Source organism: Pseudomonas sp. LM13 (assembly GCF_041381355.1).
GTDB classification, from domain to species: Bacteria; Pseudomonadota; Gammaproteobacteria; order Pseudomonadales; family Pseudomonadaceae; genus Stutzerimonas; species Stutzerimonas frequens.
The window spans coordinates 1-17,221 of the sequence record NZ_JACBXH010000055.1; the positions used below are offsets into that span (position 1 = coordinate 1).

Annotated in this window: 22 protein-coding genes; 11 read left to right on the forward strand and 11 right to left on the reverse strand. The window is 54.4% G+C overall.

The genetic code is table 11. The annotated features are described in order from the left end of the window. The 6 genes from HZR81_RS21610 to HZR81_RS21635 all read left to right on the forward strand — a co-directional run. Positions 1-689 (forward strand): DNA methyltransferase family protein (locus HZR81_RS21610; protein WP_500129232.1); only part of this gene is annotated, 689 nt, incomplete at its 5' end. Between the two features lie 274 nt (positions 690-963). After that, positions 964-1,365, forward strand: a complete 402-nt coding sequence (locus HZR81_RS21615; RefSeq protein WP_500129233.1) for a TraR/DksA family transcriptional regulator — start codon at positions 964-966, stop codon at positions 1,363-1,365. 69 nt (positions 1,366-1,434) lie between these two features. Next, positions 1,435-1,803, forward strand: coding sequence for a hypothetical protein (locus HZR81_RS21620; protein WP_500129234.1), 369 nt, complete (start codon positions 1,435-1,437; stop codon positions 1,801-1,803). Between the two features lie 122 nt (positions 1,804-1,925). Next, positions 1,926-2,660, forward strand: a complete 735-nt coding sequence (locus HZR81_RS21625; RefSeq protein ID WP_080695152.1) for a metallophosphoesterase — start codon at positions 1,926-1,928, stop codon at positions 2,658-2,660. Between the two features lie 235 nt (positions 2,661-2,895). Next, complete coding sequence (locus HZR81_RS21630; protein WP_125869332.1) at positions 2,896-3,198, forward strand: hypothetical protein; 303 nt, start codon at positions 2,896-2,898, stop codon at positions 3,196-3,198. Then, the gene (locus HZR81_RS21635; RefSeq protein WP_044314876.1) at positions 3,195-4,385 is read left to right on the forward strand and encodes a tyrosine-type recombinase/integrase; all 1,191 of its coding nucleotides are present in this window, start codon (positions 3,195-3,197) and stop codon (positions 4,383-4,385) included. The genes HZR81_RS21630 and HZR81_RS21635 overlap by 4 nt, the downstream gene beginning before the upstream one ends. A 187-nt stretch (positions 4,386-4,572) precedes the next feature. Here the strand turns inward: HZR81_RS21635 and HZR81_RS21640 are convergent, their stop codons facing one another. After that, positions 4,573-5,334, reverse strand: a complete 762-nt coding sequence (locus HZR81_RS21640; RefSeq protein WP_500129235.1) for a hypothetical protein — start codon at positions 5,332-5,334, stop codon at positions 4,573-4,575. 109 nt (positions 5,335-5,443) lie between these two features. Here HZR81_RS21640 and HZR81_RS21645 point away from each other — a divergent pair, with 109 nt between their 5' ends. Next, positions 5,444-5,758, forward strand: a complete 315-nt coding sequence (locus HZR81_RS21645) for a hypothetical protein (RefSeq protein WP_500129236.1) — start codon at positions 5,444-5,446, stop codon at positions 5,756-5,758. Between the two features lie 77 nt (positions 5,759-5,835). Here HZR81_RS21645 and HZR81_RS21650 read toward each other — a convergent pair whose 3' ends face one another. From HZR81_RS21650 to HZR81_RS21690, 9 genes are all read right to left on the reverse strand, one after another. After that, positions 5,836-6,195 carry a histone-like nucleoid-structuring protein, MvaT/MvaU family gene (locus HZR81_RS21650; protein WP_500129237.1) on the reverse strand — a complete coding sequence of 120 codons (360 nt, stop codon included), beginning with the start codon at positions 6,193-6,195 and terminating at the stop codon, positions 5,836-5,838. A gap of 258 nt (positions 6,196-6,453) precedes the next feature. Next, positions 6,454-7,347 carry a ParB N-terminal domain-containing protein gene (locus tag HZR81_RS21655; protein ID WP_500129238.1) on the reverse strand — a complete coding sequence of 298 codons (894 nt, stop codon included), beginning with the start codon at positions 7,345-7,347 and terminating at the stop codon, positions 6,454-6,456. Between the two features lie 161 nt (positions 7,348-7,508). After that, complete coding sequence (locus HZR81_RS21660) at positions 7,509-7,709, reverse strand: hypothetical protein (protein ID WP_125869327.1); 201 nt, start codon at positions 7,707-7,709, stop codon at positions 7,509-7,511. Positions 7,710-7,807: 98 nt separating this feature from the next. After that, entirely contained in the window at positions 7,808-8,080 is a 273-nt protein-coding gene (locus tag HZR81_RS21665) for a hypothetical protein (protein ID WP_500129239.1), read from the reverse strand. A 104-nt stretch (positions 8,081-8,184) separates the two neighbouring features. Then, positions 8,185-8,673, reverse strand: a complete 489-nt coding sequence (locus tag HZR81_RS21670; RefSeq protein WP_500129240.1) for a hypothetical protein — start codon at positions 8,671-8,673, stop codon at positions 8,185-8,187. A 697-nt stretch (positions 8,674-9,370) separates the two neighbouring features. Continuing rightward, positions 9,371-10,384, reverse strand: a complete 1,014-nt coding sequence (locus HZR81_RS21675) for a ParB/RepB/Spo0J family partition protein (protein WP_044314871.1) — start codon at positions 10,382-10,384, stop codon at positions 9,371-9,373. A gap of 25 nt (positions 10,385-10,409) precedes the next feature. Then, entirely contained in the window at positions 10,410-11,507 is a 1,098-nt protein-coding gene (locus HZR81_RS21680) for a ParA family protein (protein ID WP_500129241.1), read from the reverse strand. Positions 11,508-11,681: 174 nt separating this feature from the next. Then, positions 11,682-12,002, reverse strand: a complete 321-nt coding sequence (locus tag HZR81_RS21685; RefSeq protein WP_500129242.1) for a hypothetical protein — start codon at positions 12,000-12,002, stop codon at positions 11,682-11,684. 4 nt (positions 12,003-12,006) lie between these two features. Further along, complete coding sequence (locus HZR81_RS21690; RefSeq protein WP_138299275.1) at positions 12,007-12,354, reverse strand: hypothetical protein; 348 nt, start codon at positions 12,352-12,354, stop codon at positions 12,007-12,009. Between the two features lie 209 nt (positions 12,355-12,563). Here HZR81_RS21690 and HZR81_RS21695 point away from each other — a divergent pair, with 209 nt between their 5' ends. The 4 genes from HZR81_RS21695 to HZR81_RS21710 all read left to right on the forward strand — a co-directional run bounded on the left by HZR81_RS21695 (position 12,564) and on the right by HZR81_RS21710 (position 16,603). Then, complete coding sequence (locus HZR81_RS21695) at positions 12,564-13,862, forward strand: tyrosine-type recombinase/integrase (protein ID WP_500129243.1); 1,299 nt, start codon at positions 12,564-12,566, stop codon at positions 13,860-13,862. 248 nt (positions 13,863-14,110) lie between these two features. Then, positions 14,111-14,293, forward strand: coding sequence for a hypothetical protein (locus tag HZR81_RS21700; protein WP_044316033.1), 183 nt, complete (start codon positions 14,111-14,113; stop codon positions 14,291-14,293). A 15-nt stretch (positions 14,294-14,308) separates the two neighbouring features. Beyond that, positions 14,309-14,599, forward strand: coding sequence for a hypothetical protein (locus HZR81_RS21705; RefSeq protein WP_044316032.1), 291 nt, complete (start codon positions 14,309-14,311; stop codon positions 14,597-14,599). Between the two features lie 486 nt (positions 14,600-15,085). Continuing rightward, positions 15,086-16,603 (forward strand): UvrD-helicase domain-containing protein, encoded by a 1,518-nt coding sequence (locus HZR81_RS21710; protein ID WP_500129244.1) that lies wholly within the window; start codon positions 15,086-15,088, stop codon positions 16,601-16,603. On the opposite strand, the gene HZR81_RS21715 is transcribed toward HZR81_RS21710, so the two are convergent. After that, on the reverse strand, positions 16,509-17,096 hold the full coding sequence (locus HZR81_RS21715; RefSeq protein ID WP_500129245.1) for a recombinase family protein: 588 nt from the start codon (positions 17,094-17,096) through the stop codon (positions 16,509-16,511). The two genes, HZR81_RS21710 and HZR81_RS21715, sit on opposite strands and share 95 nt — an antisense overlap. Positions 17,097-17,221: the final 125 nt, after the last annotated feature.

Genomic DNA, 17,221 nt, shown 5'->3' on the forward strand with positions numbered 1-17,221 from the left:
ACTACATTCCGGTGCGTAACGCGGTGTCACTGCCCTTCTCCTGCCGTGAGCAGAGCAAGCATCTACGGGCCGAGGTTGAGGTCATCATGCAGGCCCTTGGCGGCGTGCTGACGCCATGCACGGAACAACCCAGGATTACATACTGGCAATTCGATTTCGATGCGTTGGACTTGATCCACGAGACTGCAGCGCTAGGGGTTATTCCCGACCAGAAGGCGCATCAGTTCTTCCCAACCCCCGAGGCGGTAGCACGCGAACTGGTGGAATGGTTGGATATTGGCCTGCTGGATACCGTGTGTGAGCCCGAGGCTGGCCAAGGGGGCATTGCGGATCTACTGCCAAAGGATCGCACCCGGTGCGTTGAGATCAGCCCCCTGCACTGCGAAATCCTGCGCAAGAAGGGACATCAGGTCATCGAGGGCGATTTCCTCGCCTGGAGTCCAGGAGACCGCTTCTCTGTGATCGCGATGAACCCACCCTTTAGCGAGGGGCGCTGGCAGGCGCATCTGCAGCATGCGGGCACTCTCTTAGCCCAGGGCGGACGTATTGGTGCGGTGCTCCCTCTGAGTGCTCGCGGCAAGGCTGCGGATCTCCTTCCAGGCTTCGGCCTTGAGTTTTCGCAGCCAATCGATAACGCATTTGCCGGTACGTCTATCAGCGTGATCCTTCTCAAGGCAACTAAGCGCTAAGAGTTGGGATTCGCCAAAGCTCGGTCATTGTAATCGAGCACGAACTTATCGCGCCTGTCAGCGGATAGGCGCAGATATTGGGCTAAGAGAAAAATCGGTGCTTTATTAAATGGTGTTATTGGCTAATAGTGCTGTGCCTGATGATTGGTCTTTATGGTGCAGTAAGGTCACAGAGTCATTGGAATGCCGTCAGTATCATCATTCAGATACTGATCTGGACCTACATGTATCGAACTCACTAACAGGAAATAGCATCTAACGAAGGAAATGACATATGAGCAGATTTACTATCAATCGTGTTCCGGGTGGCGACTATATGAACCCAGCACAGAAAGAATTCTTCGAGGGCGTGCTGCGGGCTCGCCTTGGAGAAGTGGCTGATTCAGCGCGTGCGGCCAAAGAAGCATTGGCAGGCCTTGGCAGCGCAGCGGACGCGTTAGATCAAGGCCTTATCGAAGAGGAACGTAACACGCTTTATCGCACCTTGGAGCGTTTGAATACGCAGAGTGCGGAAATCACACGAGCTATCCAGGCAATCAAAGATGATGAGTATGGATGGTGTGAAGATACCGGCGAGGAAATTGGGTTAGAGCGACTGATTGCTCAGCCCACTGCGAAGTTAAGCGCTGTGGCACAGGCGCGAATGGAGTCTGCAGCGGCTCACTATAATCGGTAAATTAAAGGTTTGACTATTTTGATTGTTGTTATATTGTTGGCGTAGAGCTTGAATTGATATGAGGTGGGTATGCTGGTAAGTAAAGAAATTAACTTTGACTCCCTGTTGCGCTTCGATGGTAATGACCAGGTTAAAATGCACACGGCACTCCGGGGATGGATGGAACTTGCCCACGAGCAAAGAGCCCTGCTGTGGCATTTTTACAATCTATCCGAAGTGCTCACGGTACAAGACGTTCCGCGTGTAGAAAGTGCGCTGATGATTATTCGTCAGATTCGTGCGCGCATTGCCAATCTTGTTGAGCAATTTGCATTTACCCCGTGCGTTAATGTTCTAAAGAGTGCACTTGAAACATTGGACTCTAATGTCAATGATGCTGAGAAGTACGCGATGTGGGTTCTTTCGTTCTATTACGAGCGCAACAATCTCATGCTGTAGGGCGCAGGAAGCACGTACCGTAGATCAAGACCTGCCTTCAGCAGGTCTTTTTTTTGGGGTGCTGCTTGGGTTATTACGATCCTGAGGTAGAGTCCATTGAATAACATTCAGTGGGAAAAGCAATGATCGGTCGGACGCCAGTTGTTTCGGGTAACGGGCTTTATCACGAGTACGGTGCCAATCGTGTTGGTCGTGACTTTGTAGTTGGCGACCTTCACGGAGAAGCTGAAAAGCTCCATGAACTGCTCTGCAAGGTGCGGTTTGACTGGGATTCTGACAGGGTTTTCTCTACTGGCGATCTGGTTGACCGAGGCCCGCTCTCCCTCCGGGTGGCATTGATGACCGGCCAACAGGGCTTCTTCGCAGTGCGCGGAAATCATGATCAGTGGTGTATCGATGCAGGCTTAGAAGGTGATGCGCCGGGGCATATCAATAATGGCGGCGACTGGTTTTATGAATTAAACGTGCTTGAGCGAAGTATGGTTGCAAGGCTTTTAGCTAAACTTCCAGTTGCACTTTCGTTTATTGGGCCGTGCGGAAAGAAATACGGGTTAGTTCATGCCGAATGCCCTCATCACGACTGGACCCACTTTGAGGAAATACTTCGTGGTGAGTGGGGGAATAATGTGCGCGCCCACTTCGCCTCCAAGGCTATCTGGAGCCGAAAGCGCTACCAGCAACTTGACGCTTCCCTGGTGCGCGGTGTTGAAGCGGTGTTCGTTGGCCACACGCGGGTCGATCAGGTCAAAACCATTGGCAACGTCTGTTACCTGGACACTGGCGCCTGCTTTGAGGGCGGCCGGTTGACCATGATCGAGCTGATGCCGAACGGCGCCCGGCACGTCTATCAGGTGTAAATGTGGGAGAGGCTGTGGGACAGATTGAGCCGGAACGGGCAATGGGCTGTAAATATGCGCTCTACAGGTCGTTTGTACGCAGATACTATATCTGCGTACAAAGCGTGAAATCTGACCCTGCTGCTGGCCCTGCGGTGCCGAGATTTGAATTTTGCATAAAAGGATCAGCATGGAATCAGTAGTTGCAACCGTCAGTGCAGTGATCGAGGACGGCATATGCGCAGCAGCCATCAGCATGGCCTTGGATCAGGACTTCACCCAGGTGCGCGCGGAGATGGAGGTGCGCGCGATATACCTCAGCGCATCGCAGCGTCCGTTGTTCATAAAGGATGCAGTCGCTCACCTGGTCATCGAAGCCATCGGTGCGTTTGCTGAGTCCGAGGGGTTCACAGGCAACCGCCGTGCAGGTTTTGTCCGCGCCTGGCTGGGCTGCCCGGTTGGTGCGCACGGATCTTCCGACACGCTCGCCGGCTGGCAGGCAGGCTTCAGCCACCCGGCCAAGCCGCAACTTGAAACCTTCCTTGGAATCGAACCATGAGCAAACTGACCCCGAAGTTTGTGAAGGACACGACCACACCCGGCGCCTATCAGGATGGGCGGGGCTTGATACTGCGTATCGCGGAGACAGGGCGGAAAAGCTGGGTGTTCCGATATTCATTCCACGGGGATCGGCACGACATCTCGTTGGGTACCTACCCTGCCCTCTCTCTGCGTGATGCCCGGCTTGCCGCCGACGCTGAGCGAGTGACGATCTCGCAGGGGAAAAATCCGCTGGACCAGCGCTACGCCATTCGCCAGAAATCGGCTGCCAGCAAAAAGGCGGGAAAGACGTTCAAGTCTGAAGCCAAGCAGTACGTCAGGACTCACTCTGCCTCTTGGAGCCCGGCGTATGCTCAGGATTGGGAATCGAGCCTGGAGAATCACGTATTCAATGTTATCGGCATGCTGCACCCACGCGATGTACACACCGATAACGTCCTGGCTGTTCTCGAACCCATCTGGCTGCAGATTCCAGCTACCGCAAAGCTGGTCCGCAATCGCATCGAGCTGATTCTGGATGCTGCCAAAGCCAAGGGGCTGCGTGAGGGCGAGAATCCGGCCCGCTGGCGTGGCCACCTCGACAAGCTGCTGGCCAGGCAATCAAAGAGTAAGCGGCCCTTCCCCGCCTACCCTTGGCAGAAGATCCACGGGCTATACAGCGATCTCATCACCCTGGATGGGAGTGCTGCCCGCGCAATGGAGATGGTGATTCTCACTGCCTGCCGAAGCGGTGAGGTCCGTAATGCCCAATGGCATGAGTTCGATTTTGCAGAGCGCATCTGGACGATCCCTGCAGAGCGCATGAAGTCTGGGGTAACACATCGGGTACCGCTCACCGAGGCAATGATCGAAGTTCTCGACAGTGTGAAAGGGCTCGATCCTGTCTGGGTTTTTAAGAAGGGTCGGGGCTCAGGCCCTTTGGCGGGGAATGCATTGGGCCGCGTGCTGAAGAAGATCAAGGCCGGTGATTGCGTCCCGCATGGGTTCCGCTCGACCTTCAGGACGTGGGCGGCAGACGCTACCGATTTCCCGCGAGAGGTCTGCGAAATGGCTTTGGCGCACGGTCTGAGTGACAGGGTAGAAGCAGCGTACAACCGCGCGGAGTTGATCGATAAACGCCGGCTGCTTATGCAGCAGTGGAACGATTTCTTGATGGGTACCAGAGAGCAGCAAGAGGCTGCTTAATGCAAACACGCTGGGATAGGCATCTCATGGGAGGCCTCCATTTGAGCAATGGTGGCCGTCATGTAGATGACTGTGGTTGTAGGCCGGAGCTGGGCAATGGCGGGTTTAATTCTCTGCCCCAGGCAATGAGCAGCAGCTGCATCTGCAGCAGCGTGCCAAAGTAGCTAGGTCGGCGTTGCACCATGCATCAGGTAGCCTGCTGCATGTGCATTGTTGAGCGAACCAGTGCGATAGCTGAACTGGCATCCAACCATGGAGAGATTTTACGGATCTGCAAGAGAAACAAGCTCGTGACAAAGAAGGCGTCTGCAGCCTCAATCGGTACAGCTTTCACACCCCCGCCCTTCTCGAAGACCTTCGTGAACACCTTAGTACCCTGGCGCTCCATCGAGAAACCTTTCGTTTTATCGGCGCCGTGAGAAGAGAACTCGCAAGATTGGCGAGCGCCGAGCAGTACGGCCGCAACCACGGGTAGCTCAGCTCGCGTCATCTGAATGCGAGTTTTCTGCCCCCAGTTGTAGGATCGCGGTCCCGTTGAACTTGCAGCATCGAGTGCAATGGTTGGCACCCCACCACGGGTAACATCGGCTTCAAAGCATAGCGCGGCTTTGCCACCGTAGACGTGGAACTTCGCACGATCACTCAGCAGATTGTTCTCGTCACGTTGGCTACGGCCCTGGTCATCATCGTTAGTTTGGCCATCCATACCACCTTGATCATCTTCCTCATTGGCCGACAGTATTTGCGCGGCTGTTAGCGAGGATCTGACATATTCCAGTGCGTTCGGGTCATCGAGTTGGTTGAGCGAGGCGATCAGCTTACCGCGATCAGCATGTGCAAGAACCACCTGGATCTTATCGCGCGGGATCACTGGCAAGCTGAAGCGCATTAGCTGGTGATTGATCTGGGCAAGAGTTGGATTCTGATTGACTGCGACTGAGCTATTCATGGAACTCTCCGGTTTCTCTTTAATCTATCCTAAATGACCAGAACCCCAATGGCTTGGGATATAGCAGCTTGGCCGTACAGTCGATCTAGGCATTGACTGGAGAGCCTGTATGGAAAACATCTTAAAGCACATTTGCTCTGTAAAAGAGATATGCAATGAGTGCCCGTTTCTGAAAAGTAACCGTGATGCTGAAGCATTGAGTATTCGGCGGCATCATCTGTCTGAAATGAAAGGCGACCTATTTTATCGCCCCAACTGCCGGAAGCACGCTGACGTTGCTGACGGTGGCGATAACCCTATGTGTCGAGGTGCGGCGGTCTACATGCATAAGACCAATCAACTTAACGCTGCACTAAAGGTAGCGCTCGATAGCGGAGAGATCAAGGAGGATGAACTTGTAGCTGAGCACCACAAGGTTATATGAAACCTACTGAAAGCCAGTGAATGAATAGGAACAAAAAAGCCAGCTTAGCGCTGGCTTTTTTTGTTTCACCTTAACGGTCATTCGGTAACCCAGCTTTCAACCACATCGCTGCCGTGTTCGGCTTTCCAGGCCTTCAGGGTTTTGTGGTTGCCCCCTTTGGTGGAGATTGACTCGTTGGTGTGAGGGTTCACATAGGTCTTGACCTTGCGCTCTCCACGCTTCTTGGGGGCCGCAGCAACAGGGCGCGGGCGGGACACCGGGTCCAGGATTGCGATGATGTCCCGTAGGGACTTGTTGTAATCAGCCATCAGAGCGCGCAGCTTTTCTTCGAACTCCATTTCCTTTTTCAGGCGGTCATCATTGTTCATGCTTTCCAATCGGGCCTGAAGCTCTTTGATAGCTTCCTCGGTCTGGCGGTATTCAGTGATGAGAGACATTTTCGATCCTTTCCTTATGTTGGGAATGCGCAATTAGATCGCGTGTGAGCCAAACCCGACAAGAGTAAGGCATCCGTAGGTTGCAAGCGTACCGAAAGCAAATATGCCTGCATACCAAAATTTACCGCGTATGAGCTGAAATGTGTTCATTTGTGTTCACGAGTGCTACTCGCCCTCTTTGGAGTCAACTGGTGTGGTCGGTTCGTTCTATCTGTACAGCTTCATCTAACCACGGACCAGCAACAACCCAAGCGAGGTTTAACGCCTGAACGACATAGCTTTAAGGCGGGGGTATAGAAGACTCATGGCCTCGGAGGTAAACAGCAGTAATTGCATATCCAATCCTTGCTCTACCTCATCCAGAATCTGCCCGACCAATGTCTCTGCCTCAAACCCCTGTTCCATGGCTTCCTTAGCGAGTGCAAATAGCAACTCGGTGCTGGACGGAGACTTCACTTTTGGCAGAAGCAAATCGTCTGATGCGGCCTCTGTATCAAATGTAGATGCATCGAATGATGCAGGATTGGATTCGACTGCATCACTTGGCGATGGCGCAGTTATGGGTTTACTTGCAGCCTTGGGGGCCGGCCTGTTCTTCTCTCGTATTTGCTTCGCAGCTTTGCATATGGCTTTGGGTCCATCGTTGCAAAGTGTTTTTTGTTCCTGGTCTTCCAGTCCACTGATTCTTTCTGCAGCTGAAATACTGATTTCGCCAGACTTCACAGCGTCTAGCAGCTCGGGCACACCCTGGCGAACGACCTTGCAAGCTGAAGATATGGATCTGGGGCTAACACCCATAATGGTTGCTGCGTCCTCAATCGTAATGCTCGCCTCTTCATCTGCGGACTTCAAGGAGGAAACCTCTGCTGCGATCAATGCTCGCTGCGCAACGCTCAGTTGCCGACGATAGAGGTTTAACGACAGCACGAAGCCTAACGCGTCGTCGCCTGTGTACTCCTCCGTCGCTGGCTCAATATCGAGATCACAGCAGCTCCTATAACGATTACGACCGTCAAGAATCTTGCCCTGGAAAAGAACGATAGGATGTCGCAAGCCATTGGTGCTGATATCTGAGCGGAATGAGACGTATTCATCTTCTTGCATCATCGGGAACAGCTTGGCGTAAGGATGAATTTCGTACTGTGTGACCATGATGCGGAGCCTGGCTAGTTGATGGACTTACGTTATCAGTCATCGACATGATCCGGTGCTTTAAACCTACCAGATTCTGGTAGGTTTCCTGCCAACAAAAAAGGCCGCGTCGAGCGGCCTTTGATTGGTCTTCATTGTGCTTCGTTGTTTGTATCTACCCGTCAAACCCCCTCTTTCTCAAGGGCAGTGATCAGTGCCTCAAGTTCCTTAGGATCGGGGTTTGTTTCGACGATCCTCAGCGTTTTATCAGACAGGACCTCCATTACGCACCAGTCGATGCTTCGGAGATCTTGTCCCGGCGCGGGCGGTTCGACCCAATAAGGGAAAGAATGCACGACGCTAGGCTCTGACTTTTTCTTCATGGTGGCTAACCTCTTGCTCAGTCAGCAATATCAACAGTTGCGGCACGCTGGCTGATGTGACACTCAGCTTTGAAAGGCCACCTGTTGCGCGGGTGCTTTCAGACCAGGCGTATCATGTCAGATTGGGTAATATCAAAAATCTTTTGCATTAATTTGGCATTATCCCTGATGGGACTGCAGCTGGATTCTAGGAGTTCTCGTTTCGCGCAGGGTGTGCATTTTCTCCAGTGCTCCATCACGGCTGCGTACAGCTCAGCAGTGGATGCGTCAATAAGGTCATTACGGGTTAGGGTTTCCGCCAAGCGCATGCTCTCGAATCGAGAGATTGCCCGATGAGAAACTGGTGTGCTGGTTTTGGTTGGCTGTTCCATGTTCGCCTCCGAAATGCTCGGCTGGCATTGTGCCATCATGCAAGAAACATAGGCACATCATATTGATATTTTAGTACGCCGTTCGTTCCGATCACCTCACTCATTTATTCATATATAAGCGTCGATCTAGACATTTTTGCTAAATGAAACTTTCTGGTGCTGTAGCCAAGGGTCATTTCTTGGCTGAACAGCGGCGCATGAAGCTCCAGCTGCCCATCTTCGAGCTTGAAGAGCACGCTCCTGCTGCCTCTTATAGGGTCGTTGGTATTGATCACCTCCAGGGCCTGCGAAAGGTTCGTTTTCATTTGTTCGTACTGTGAAGCATCCAGCGTCAGCCAGGCCGCATCCAGGGTGCTTGTTTCGTCGAAGGCCAGCAGAATGTGCTGCACCTCTGGGTACAGATCATTCGCCGATATGACCTCTACTACTGGCCCATTCGTGAAGCTGAACCCTTGTTCGCTCGTGACTATGAAATCTTCCAAGACTGATTTCATTGTGCTCTGCCCTACACGCAATCCCAGCGGCAGGCTTAGGTCGCTGCAACGTTCCTTAGGTGCGAAGGCTTCTTCATCGAATTTCAGCGCGCTTTCCATGACTGTCCTCTTTGTGGTGAGTGAGGACATGTTGGAGTTTTTTTTCAGCTACGTGCGCTGGAATCCTGCAGCTTTGTTGTCGCTTTAAAAAATAGTTTGGCGTCGGGCGTCGTCGAATGCAGGCCACTATGGCAACGGCGGCGCTCGAAGTCCTTCACTATGAGTGCGCATGCTCAAAGCGCTGCCAATACGGCAATTGGCTGTCCACGCTTGGGGCGTTATGCCAGACGGCATCCAATTTGGCAGCATCAGTATTTCCAGCAGATGCTGATGTTTCACAGTGAAACATTGATAAGGCTTCATCTCCTGACTTCACACCAGCCCATTCCTATTCGTTTATCGCGGCGTAGGGGAGGGGCGCATCAACATGTTTCACGGTGAAACACGCAGACGATAGAGTCGCCTCACTCGCTCTCTATGTGATTGGAGTGAGATCTGGGTGACCCATCATAATCAGCATCACATAGTGGGCGCTCAAAGGCGCGGGCATGCGGCGCTCAGCCTGCCATGTTTCACTGTGAAACAACGGCATCAGCAGATCAGGGCGGGGCAGGGCAGGGCAGGGCGGTTGAATGTTGGGGGGGTGGCGATATGCCACTCAAGCTGAGGGCTCAGTCGATAATAACGGGCAGTGTTTCACAGTGAAAAAAAAGGCCCCGTCATGAGCAGGGCCAAGGTAGTGCTTCGATAAAGCTGGCTATTGGATCGACTCAATAGCCTTGCGGATCACTTCCTGAGCCGCGCTCATGTCCAGATCCTTAGGAAGCTTGAGGCTGATCGTGTTCTTCCTGACCGTCATTGATGCAGCGCGTCCATTACCCAGCGTCAATTCAGAGGTGCTAAAGCTAGGTGATCTCTGCTTGTTGCTATCGTCCTTAATGGTCTTCTCGATCCACCTTAACGCCGCCTCTTGGCTGATGCCTTCTTCTTCGATCTTCTGTAGCGCCTGCAAAACCAGATCTGGATGAGATTCGCCGGCCGTTACAAAGTCAGCAATGCTTCGGCCGCCAACCAGGGAAGGGTGGGTTTCGAGATACTGAATCGCCTGGGGAGGAAGCTTCATGAATGACAAGCAGCGGGTTACGGACGCTAGGCTTGCACCAAGCCTAGAAGCTAGCGCCCTTTGATTCTTGATCTTGCCTCGGCTCAGGATCTTCGCGTATTGCCGGCCCTTCTCGAAGTCCGTTAAGTCGGTATGACCTTCGTTGTCGGCGACCGCGAGTATTTCGGCCTCAGCGTCATCAGCTTCGATGATTCGGATTGGAACCGATATCCAGCCAAGATCTGCGGCTGCTCGGTACCTGCCATAGCCGCCAAGCAGTTCCAATTTACCGTCATCCAGCAACCTAACCAGAACTGGCCTGGTGATCTTGCCTGCTACAGCAATCGAGGTCGTAAGACGCTCCTGCTGATCGTCGGTACGCGCGAGGCGCGGTTGGATCTCAGGATTGACGACAATGCGGGAGAGGGGAGCTACGGTCGCGTCACCCTGATCAGCATGCTCATCAGCACTAGGATACTGGGGGAGGGCGGTAGCGCTTGCAGAATGTTCATCAGCGGGCTGCTGCTGATCTTTTGCCTTGAGAATGTCGTCAAGCGTGACTCCAAGGCTCGCCGGTGGAATCTTGCTTGCACTCTCCTGCTTCTGCAGTTGCTGCAGCTCCTCGACCGAGGGCCGGTCCTGGCCGAAAGGCCGCACCTTCTTGGGCATCTGAACCTCCGTTGTGGTGACCTGATTAGCTCAGCGCAATCAGTCGATCAAGAATTTCACTGTAAACAGACCGCATGGCGCCAGCGGAATTGTCAGAAGCACCCTTCCAGGTAAGGATCGGCAGGCCCAGTTCGAGGGCCTTGGAGTAGTCCTCGGACATATACAGCTTCGATTCCGTAACGCACCCAGGGAAAACATCTTCCAGCTTCGCCAGGTGTTCCATGGCCCGTGGGCGATTTTTGATAAACATCGTAGGAATGGCTGCTACGGCCGGGGTGCGACCGTACTCCTCGTGGGAAGCGCGAAGGCGGTCACCCAGGCGGGCGAGGGCGCGCGAGGAGAATTTATCCATCCTGATTGGGCAGACAATCAAGTCACAAGCGACAAGACTGTTGCGAGTCATAAGGGATGCTGTAGGGGCATTGTCGAAAATGATCACATCATAAGAGCGCAGGTCCACACCGGGGAACTCGCCTTTCAGCCCCTTCGAGATGAGGGTGGCGTAGCGGTAGTCGTGGTTCTGCGATGCATTGATGCCAATCTCCAGCTCTTCCAGCTGCTCCTCCGATGGGATGAGGTGAGGCCCATATTCACCAAAAGGCTTTTTGATGATCTCATCGAGGGATTTGGGGGCGAAAAGTCCCCGAATGCCCAGCACGTTGCCAAGGCTTCCGTCTACGCCGCGATCTGCCGGAATTCCAATGTCCTCCAGCTCTTCCGGGGTGAGGTCGGGATAGTAGCCGAGCATCTCCGTTGCATCGCTCTGTGGGTCATTATCGATGATCAGGACCTTCAGCCCCATGAACCCCAAATAAATGGCCAAATTCACGCAGTTGGTGGTTTTGGCCGTACCCCCTTTCTGCACGTATGTGGAGATCGTCATCGGCCGCTTGAGCGTCCGGGTAAGACCTTTGCTGCGGCGCAAGGCAGCGATCTGGAACAGGTCAGCAGGGGAGTACACACGACGCGCAACCGAGCCGCTATTGATCCGGCGAATCTCTATTCCTGGCTCGTCTTCGACCAGGCGCAATGCGCGCTGAGAGATGCCCAGGCAGTCGGCGGCAAACTGAGGCGCGTAAGCGATCTCATCGTAGTTAGGGTAGGGCGGTCGGGTGTTTTCCATGTCGATTCCTTGAGTGATTTTGGTGAGACTTTACACGGTGTGCGTTGTAAATCAAGTCTGCGTCATACGCGAGCGTTGATTAGAGCTAAAAAGCTTACGTGGAAAGACTTATAAGCATTTTTTACGGCAGGTACAAAAAAGCCCGCATAGGCGGGCTCAGAGAAGAGGGCAGCGTCATATCGCAACGGCATTCGGGAACAGTTCGATCAGGTCCGGGTACTGATCGAGTACATGGGCCGGGGGGAGGGTGGTTGTGCCGTAGAGCGAGCCAGACTGCACAGGATCGTTGAAGAAGAGAGCGTTATTTACGGCAGCATGGTGCACGTCACGAAGGGCAAGCTCTGCCGTTTCGGCGTCCGAGAAAGCCGAATAATGCTCTCCAAGCTCAACATTCCAGCGCCGGGCGTGGTTGCTCAGGAGAACGACCTTGGCCAATGCACAGAACTCCTCACGAAGCAGCTCATGCGGTGCAGCCTGGCTATCTGTAGTGGTCATGAATTCAACCCTCAGTCCTGGATGTTTGCGGCACGAGCGTGATCAGAGCGCGTCGGTACCGAGCAGCTTGATCCGAGCTGAGCAGGCCTCGGGCTTTCAATGCCTCAAAGATCGATACGGCGTACTTCATGGCCTCGCAATCGTCAGCGTGCTGATCGATGACGACCACCGGGAAGGCGGATGGCGTATCGTGAGTCGCGCCGATGGCCAGCGTTTGCACGATCCAGCCGTGATCTGTCTCCACTTGGTCAACCGTGAGGCGCGAGATTGCAATGATGATTCCGCGCTCGATCAGATCGAGCATTCGCAGCTTCGTGTGTGTAGCCTTGGGCTTGATGTCTTTGGCTTGCATGGGTGTCTCGTTGCAGCGGGTGATGTGCTCACATTAACAACGATCCAAGGGAACCCAAGCTGACCTGATGCCGGCCATTCATGTGGGGTGGCAACGGTCGGAGAGTGGTAATAGAGATGTGCAATATCCGATAATCACCAGACTCGGATATTGCACAGAAGGCCGCTGCACAGCAGAATCAGGACAGATTTCATCGCCTGGAATGTCCTATGCCGAGCCCAAACAAAACCGCGCCTGCGCCACTGTTCGAGACGTACCAGAGATTTCAGGCCCTCAATCACCTGAACCTCAACGCTGAGCTACCGGCCGTCCGCGATTACCTTCAAGCATTTCCGGCCGAGCTTCGCGCCGTAGATGGTTACCAAGTCGTTCGGAGCTTCCTCAACTCCTACGCCGGCAACGAAACCACGTTCAACTCCTACAGAACGCATGCCGAGCGCTTGCTGCTATGGTCGCTGCTGATCCGCCGCAAACCCATCCTGGATCTGACCCGCGTCGATGCCGAGGCCTTCATGGAGTTCTGTCTGAATCCTCCTTCTGGATGGGTCGGCCCGGTGGTCAAGTCACGATTCAACCGTATCGGCGGACGCAAGGCCCAAGACAGCGATGTCTATCAGGTCAACGAGGCTTGGCGCCCCTTCAATGCGGTCGCCCCGAAGCGCGCCAAACTCAATTCAGGAACGCCCTGCCAGGAAAAAAAATACACCCCATCTCAGGGCACCGTGGCGCAGATTTTTGCCGTCTGCGGCAGCTTCTATCAGCACGCCAATGACGAAGGTTTCACCGAGGCGAATCCTTTTCGGGCAATCAAACAGAAGTCGAAGTACAAGCAGCGAAATACCTGGGAGGTCGGTAGCAGGTCGCTTACACCCCTGCAGTGGGACTACGTGATCGAAACCGCCGAGAGAATGGCTGATGCCGATGACGCACATGAGCGCACCCTGTTCATCCTGGCCACCATCTTCTCAATGTACTTGCGGGTGTCCGATCTAGTCGGCCGGGATAACTGGGAGCCAACAATGGGTGATTTCCGGCGCAACGGGCAGGGGATTTGGTTCTTCCATGTAGTCGGCAAGGGTAACAAGGCTGCCAAAATCAGCGTTCGCGACGACTACATGAACACCTACATGGCTCGATACCGGCGCCACCTTGGCCTCTCAGCAACACCAGCCCCTGGAGAGCGCACGCCGCTTCTGCAGGCACTCAATGGGCGCGCCGGGTTGAGTGATCGGCAAATTCGTCTGCTCATCCAAGGAGTATTTGACCAAGCCATCGAACGGATGAAACACGACGCCTGGAACGAGGCGGAAATCGAAAGTCTCCGTGATGCGTCTCTGCACTGGCTGCGCCACACCTCAGCAACCTTCGACGCACCGCTGCGTGATGCAAAAGATCTGCAGGCTGATCTGCGCCACGAGAGCATGAGGACCACGGTCGATGTCTACTACAACTCTCTTGATGATCAGCGGGCCAGTTCCGTCAAAGGGCTGCCAGTCAGGAGGCAGTAGCTCACGGGTGATCGCCTAATCGACTGTGCTTGCCGCAAGCAGGCGTCGAGAGCTATGTGCGGGCCATACAGGGCTACCAATACCTCATTGGCATTGTCCTAGTTTTCTTACCAGAAAGTGGTGACCTTTCAGGCCTTCCATGTGTGCGGGCTATGGGAGAATGCCGGCATGGCATTGGGATTGCGCTAAGTGTCGTCATGCTGGACTCATATCAACCTACCTCAGCGAACAAACCACGGTAATCGACAATGGCCATCTTCGACGAGATGCGGGAACAGCTTCAGGAACTGCTGGATCTGGTAAAGCAGGACGAACAGTACACCGCAGCTGTCGCATACGGCGCGTTTAAGGCTGATGAGGGCTCCGCCCAGGCCCACCGAAAGCGCGTCCTACGCATCGTAGAGCTGAAGCGCAACTTCGGACTGAAGTGATCGAGGGCATCGACCATGGGCATCATTGCCGCTGACCCAATGGGTCGCATTCTGCGAGTTACTGCGGTGCTGTGCATCACCGTTGGTGTCATCGCACTTACTGACTATTTCAGCCTGTTCCGGGCTATCGGCGTCATGTGTGTTGCACTGTCGCCTATCGTTTTTGCCTACGGCTATTTCCTCCGTAAACCTTGGATTACTCGGGTAGCTTCAAGTTTGATCATCACTGGGATGATCTTATGGTTTATCAATGCTGACATGGGTTGGCAGGATCGTTACTGCATCTTATCTCCGATTGGCTGCTGAAGTTTTTGAGGAAATTGTATGAATGTTTGGGTACTTATTTTGTCCTTGGCGACTGGAAGCTCAAGTGGTGGCCAGGCAATAACACATATTCCAGGATTCTCCTCGCAGGAGAAGTGTAACGCGGCAGCTGCGGCTTGGTTAGAAAAGGCCGTGAGAGAGCACAGTCCGGTCCATCCAGCAGCCGTTTGCGTTGAGTTGCGATAGGAGAAGAATATGAAGCGCTACTTAATATGCTCACCTGACGAGTCGGTTACAAATTGGCCACCGCGGTCTGTATTTGCAGCTACAGCAGATGACGCGCTGAACAAATATCTTCATATGCCATGGTTCCCGTAGTGGCGTTTGGGTTGGTTGCCGCCTACAGCGTAGGCCTACTTGCAGACTGTGAGCAGCCGTTCTGTGTAAATATCGCGAAGCAATAATGGGTAATGCTTGGGTTTCCTTTTGGGCGAGGGATAATTTCATTCAGCCCAGGAGGAAGTAACCATGTCATTCGCCTTCACGCACGAGCAACAACCTGCAATTAACTCGCTTGCTCGCCTGATCAGGCTTGTCGCATTCGCCGGAACTGGCAAGACAACCACACTGGTTGGGTATGCCCAAGCTCATCCCCAACAGCGCATTCTCTACCTCTGCTACAACAAGAGTGTCGAGATAACGGCCAAAGAGAAATTCCCACTCCATGTGACATGCAAGACCTCACACGGGCTTGCTTATGGCTCGATGGGTGCGAAGTACCAGCACAAGCTCACCGGGAATCTCAGGCTGACTGATATCGCCCGCGCGATTTCGAGTCAGAGCTGGGATTTCGTGCGCGCGGTGCAAGACACTCTCAATGCCTTCCTGGCCAGTGCGGATGACAGCATCACAATCGATCATGTGCCATCGAGCAGGCTCAAGAACGAACGCATGAAGCGCGCCGCAGGAAAGATCGTCGCCAGCGCCGATCATCTCTGGAGTCGAATGCTCGATGTCCGCGATACGTCTGTGCTCCAGAATCATGACGGATATCTGAAAGCGTGGGCGCTCACCCGACCGGATCTGTCGAAGCGTTTCGATATTGTGCTGGCGGACGAGGCGCAGGATATCAACCCTCTGCTGGCCGGCGTCCTTGCTGACCAAGCGCGCTACGGTATGGGTGTTGTTGTGTGCGGTGACGGCCACCAGATGCTGTATCGCTTCAGGGGAGCCGTCGATGCGCTAGATGCTCACTGGCTCGACAAGGCCGAGACGCACTACCTCACCCAGAGCTTCCGCTTCGGCCCGGCCGTCGCGAAGGTGGCGAACATGATCCTGCACTTCAAGGGCGAAACGCGGCCGCTGGTAGGGCTGGGCGAGGCCACCCGAGTGACAAAAACCCTTCCCGAGGACCTGGAGCACCGTACCGTTCTCTGCCGCACCGTAATCGGCGTCATCGAGACGGCCCTGATTGCACAGGCCAAGAATGATCAAATCTTCTGGGTCGGCGGCATCGATAGCTACCACCTGCAGGACATCGAAGACCTGTATTGGCTCTATGCCGAGCAGCGGGACAAAATCAAGAACAAGCGCCTGATGCAAGAATATCCTACGTTCGACCTGTACGAGGAAATCGCAACAGAGAGCCAAGATGCTGAGATGCAGCGCACGCTACGAGTGGTCGAGCAGTACAAAAACGCCCTGCCCGACCTCTTTGCCAAACTTCGCCGCACGGCAGTCAAGGACGAGCTGGAAGCCACAATCTCGGTCAGTACAGCGCACCGTGCCAAAGGTCTGGAATGGGATGCGGTGGAGCTAAGCGATGATTTCTCCTTCGAGCCGTTCAACCCAGAAAACACCCTGGAGCAGTTCGAGGATGAAATGAATCTGCTGTATGTCGCCTGCACGCGAGCGATGAAGGTTCTGGCTATCAACGGACCAGTGCTGGAAATCATGCACGAATTCGTGGGCCGGCGTGACGGCAAGCGGCCGAATAGCTGTACAGCGTGCTCTTGGAGATGTGCAGCTTCTCGCCGATCGCGCTGACGCTCAGGCGACCTTCGCGGTAGAGGGTTTCGGCCGCCATGGCGGTGGCCTCAGCCTTGGCTGGCAGGCCCTTGGGACGGCCACCGATCCGGCCACGCGCCCGTGCGGCCGACAGACCCGCCTGAGTCCGCTCGCGGATCAGCTCGCGCTCGAACTCCGCCAGCGAGGCGAACAGGTTGAACACCAGGCGGCCTTGGGCGTGGGTGGTGTCGATGGGGTCATTCAGGCTCTGTAAGCCGACCTTGCGCTCTGCCAGCTCGCCGACCAACTCGACCAGGTGCTTGAGGGAACGCCCAAGGCGATCCAGCTTCCAGATCACCACGGCATCACCCGGCCGCACGTTGGCCAGCAGTTTGTCCAACTCCGGCCGGGCGCTTTTCGCGCCGCTGGCGATGTCTTGGTAGATGCGTTCGCACCCGGCCTGTTTCAGGGCATCGACTTGTAGGTCGGCTTTCTGATCCCGAGTGCTCACTCGCGCATAACCGATCTTCATCAAAAGTACTGTTTACTCGACTACGTTAGTAATAGTTGAACTTTGATTAAGCGTACCAGTTATTTGAACCGTAGCGCGGGGAGCTTAACGAACCGAGCCATTCCTCGATAGAGTTCGGCAAAACC

Coding starts and splice junctions, on each gene's coding strand:
- HZR81_RS21615 (WP_500129233.1), top strand. CDS start 964: ATGAGCAGATTTACTATCAATCGTGTTCCGGGTGGCGACTATATGAAC.
- HZR81_RS21620 (WP_500129234.1), top strand. CDS start 1,435: ATGCTGGTAAGTAAAGAAATTAACTTTGACTCCCTGTTGCGCTTCGAT.
- HZR81_RS21625 (WP_080695152.1), top strand. CDS start 1,926: ATGATCGGTCGGACGCCAGTTGTTTCGGGTAACGGGCTTTATCACGAG.
- HZR81_RS21630 (WP_125869332.1), top strand. CDS start 2,896: ATGGCCTTGGATCAGGACTTCACCCAGGTGCGCGCGGAGATGGAGGTG.
- HZR81_RS21635 (WP_044314876.1), top strand. CDS start 3,195: ATGAGCAAACTGACCCCGAAGTTTGTGAAGGACACGACCACACCCGGC.
- HZR81_RS21640 (WP_500129235.1), bottom strand. CDS start 5,334: ATGAATAGCTCAGTCGCAGTCAATCAGAATCCAACTCTTGCCCAGATC.
- HZR81_RS21645 (WP_500129236.1), top strand. CDS start 5,444: ATGGAAAACATCTTAAAGCACATTTGCTCTGTAAAAGAGATATGCAAT.
- HZR81_RS21650 (WP_500129237.1), bottom strand. CDS start 6,195: ATGTCTCTCATCACTGAATACCGCCAGACCGAGGAAGCTATCAAAGAG.
- HZR81_RS21655 (WP_500129238.1), bottom strand. CDS start 7,347: ATGGTCACACAGTACGAAATTCATCCTTACGCCAAGCTGTTCCCGATG.
- HZR81_RS21660 (WP_125869327.1), bottom strand. CDS start 7,709: ATGAAGAAAAAGTCAGAGCCTAGCGTCGTGCATTCTTTCCCTTATTGG.
- HZR81_RS21665 (WP_500129239.1), bottom strand. CDS start 8,080: ATGGAACAGCCAACCAAAACCAGCACACCAGTTTCTCATCGGGCAATC.
- HZR81_RS21670 (WP_500129240.1), bottom strand. CDS start 8,673: ATGGAAAGCGCGCTGAAATTCGATGAAGAAGCCTTCGCACCTAAGGAA.
- HZR81_RS21675 (WP_044314871.1), bottom strand. CDS start 10,384: ATGCCCAAGAAGGTGCGGCCTTTCGGCCAGGACCGGCCCTCGGTCGAG.
- HZR81_RS21680 (WP_500129241.1), bottom strand. CDS start 11,507: ATGGAAAACACCCGACCGCCCTACCCTAACTACGATGAGATCGCTTAC.
- HZR81_RS21685 (WP_500129242.1), bottom strand. CDS start 12,002: ATGACCACTACAGATAGCCAGGCTGCACCGCATGAGCTGCTTCGTGAG.
- HZR81_RS21690 (WP_138299275.1), bottom strand. CDS start 12,354: ATGCAAGCCAAAGACATCAAGCCCAAGGCTACACACACGAAGCTGCGA.
- HZR81_RS21695 (WP_500129243.1), top strand. CDS start 12,564: ATGCCGAGCCCAAACAAAACCGCGCCTGCGCCACTGTTCGAGACGTAC.
- HZR81_RS21700 (WP_044316033.1), top strand. CDS start 14,111: ATGGCCATCTTCGACGAGATGCGGGAACAGCTTCAGGAACTGCTGGAT.
- HZR81_RS21705 (WP_044316032.1), top strand. CDS start 14,309: ATGGGCATCATTGCCGCTGACCCAATGGGTCGCATTCTGCGAGTTACT.
- HZR81_RS21710 (WP_500129244.1), top strand. CDS start 15,086: ATGTCATTCGCCTTCACGCACGAGCAACAACCTGCAATTAACTCGCTT.
- HZR81_RS21715 (WP_500129245.1), bottom strand. CDS start 17,096: ATGAAGATCGGTTATGCGCGAGTGAGCACTCGGGATCAGAAAGCCGAC.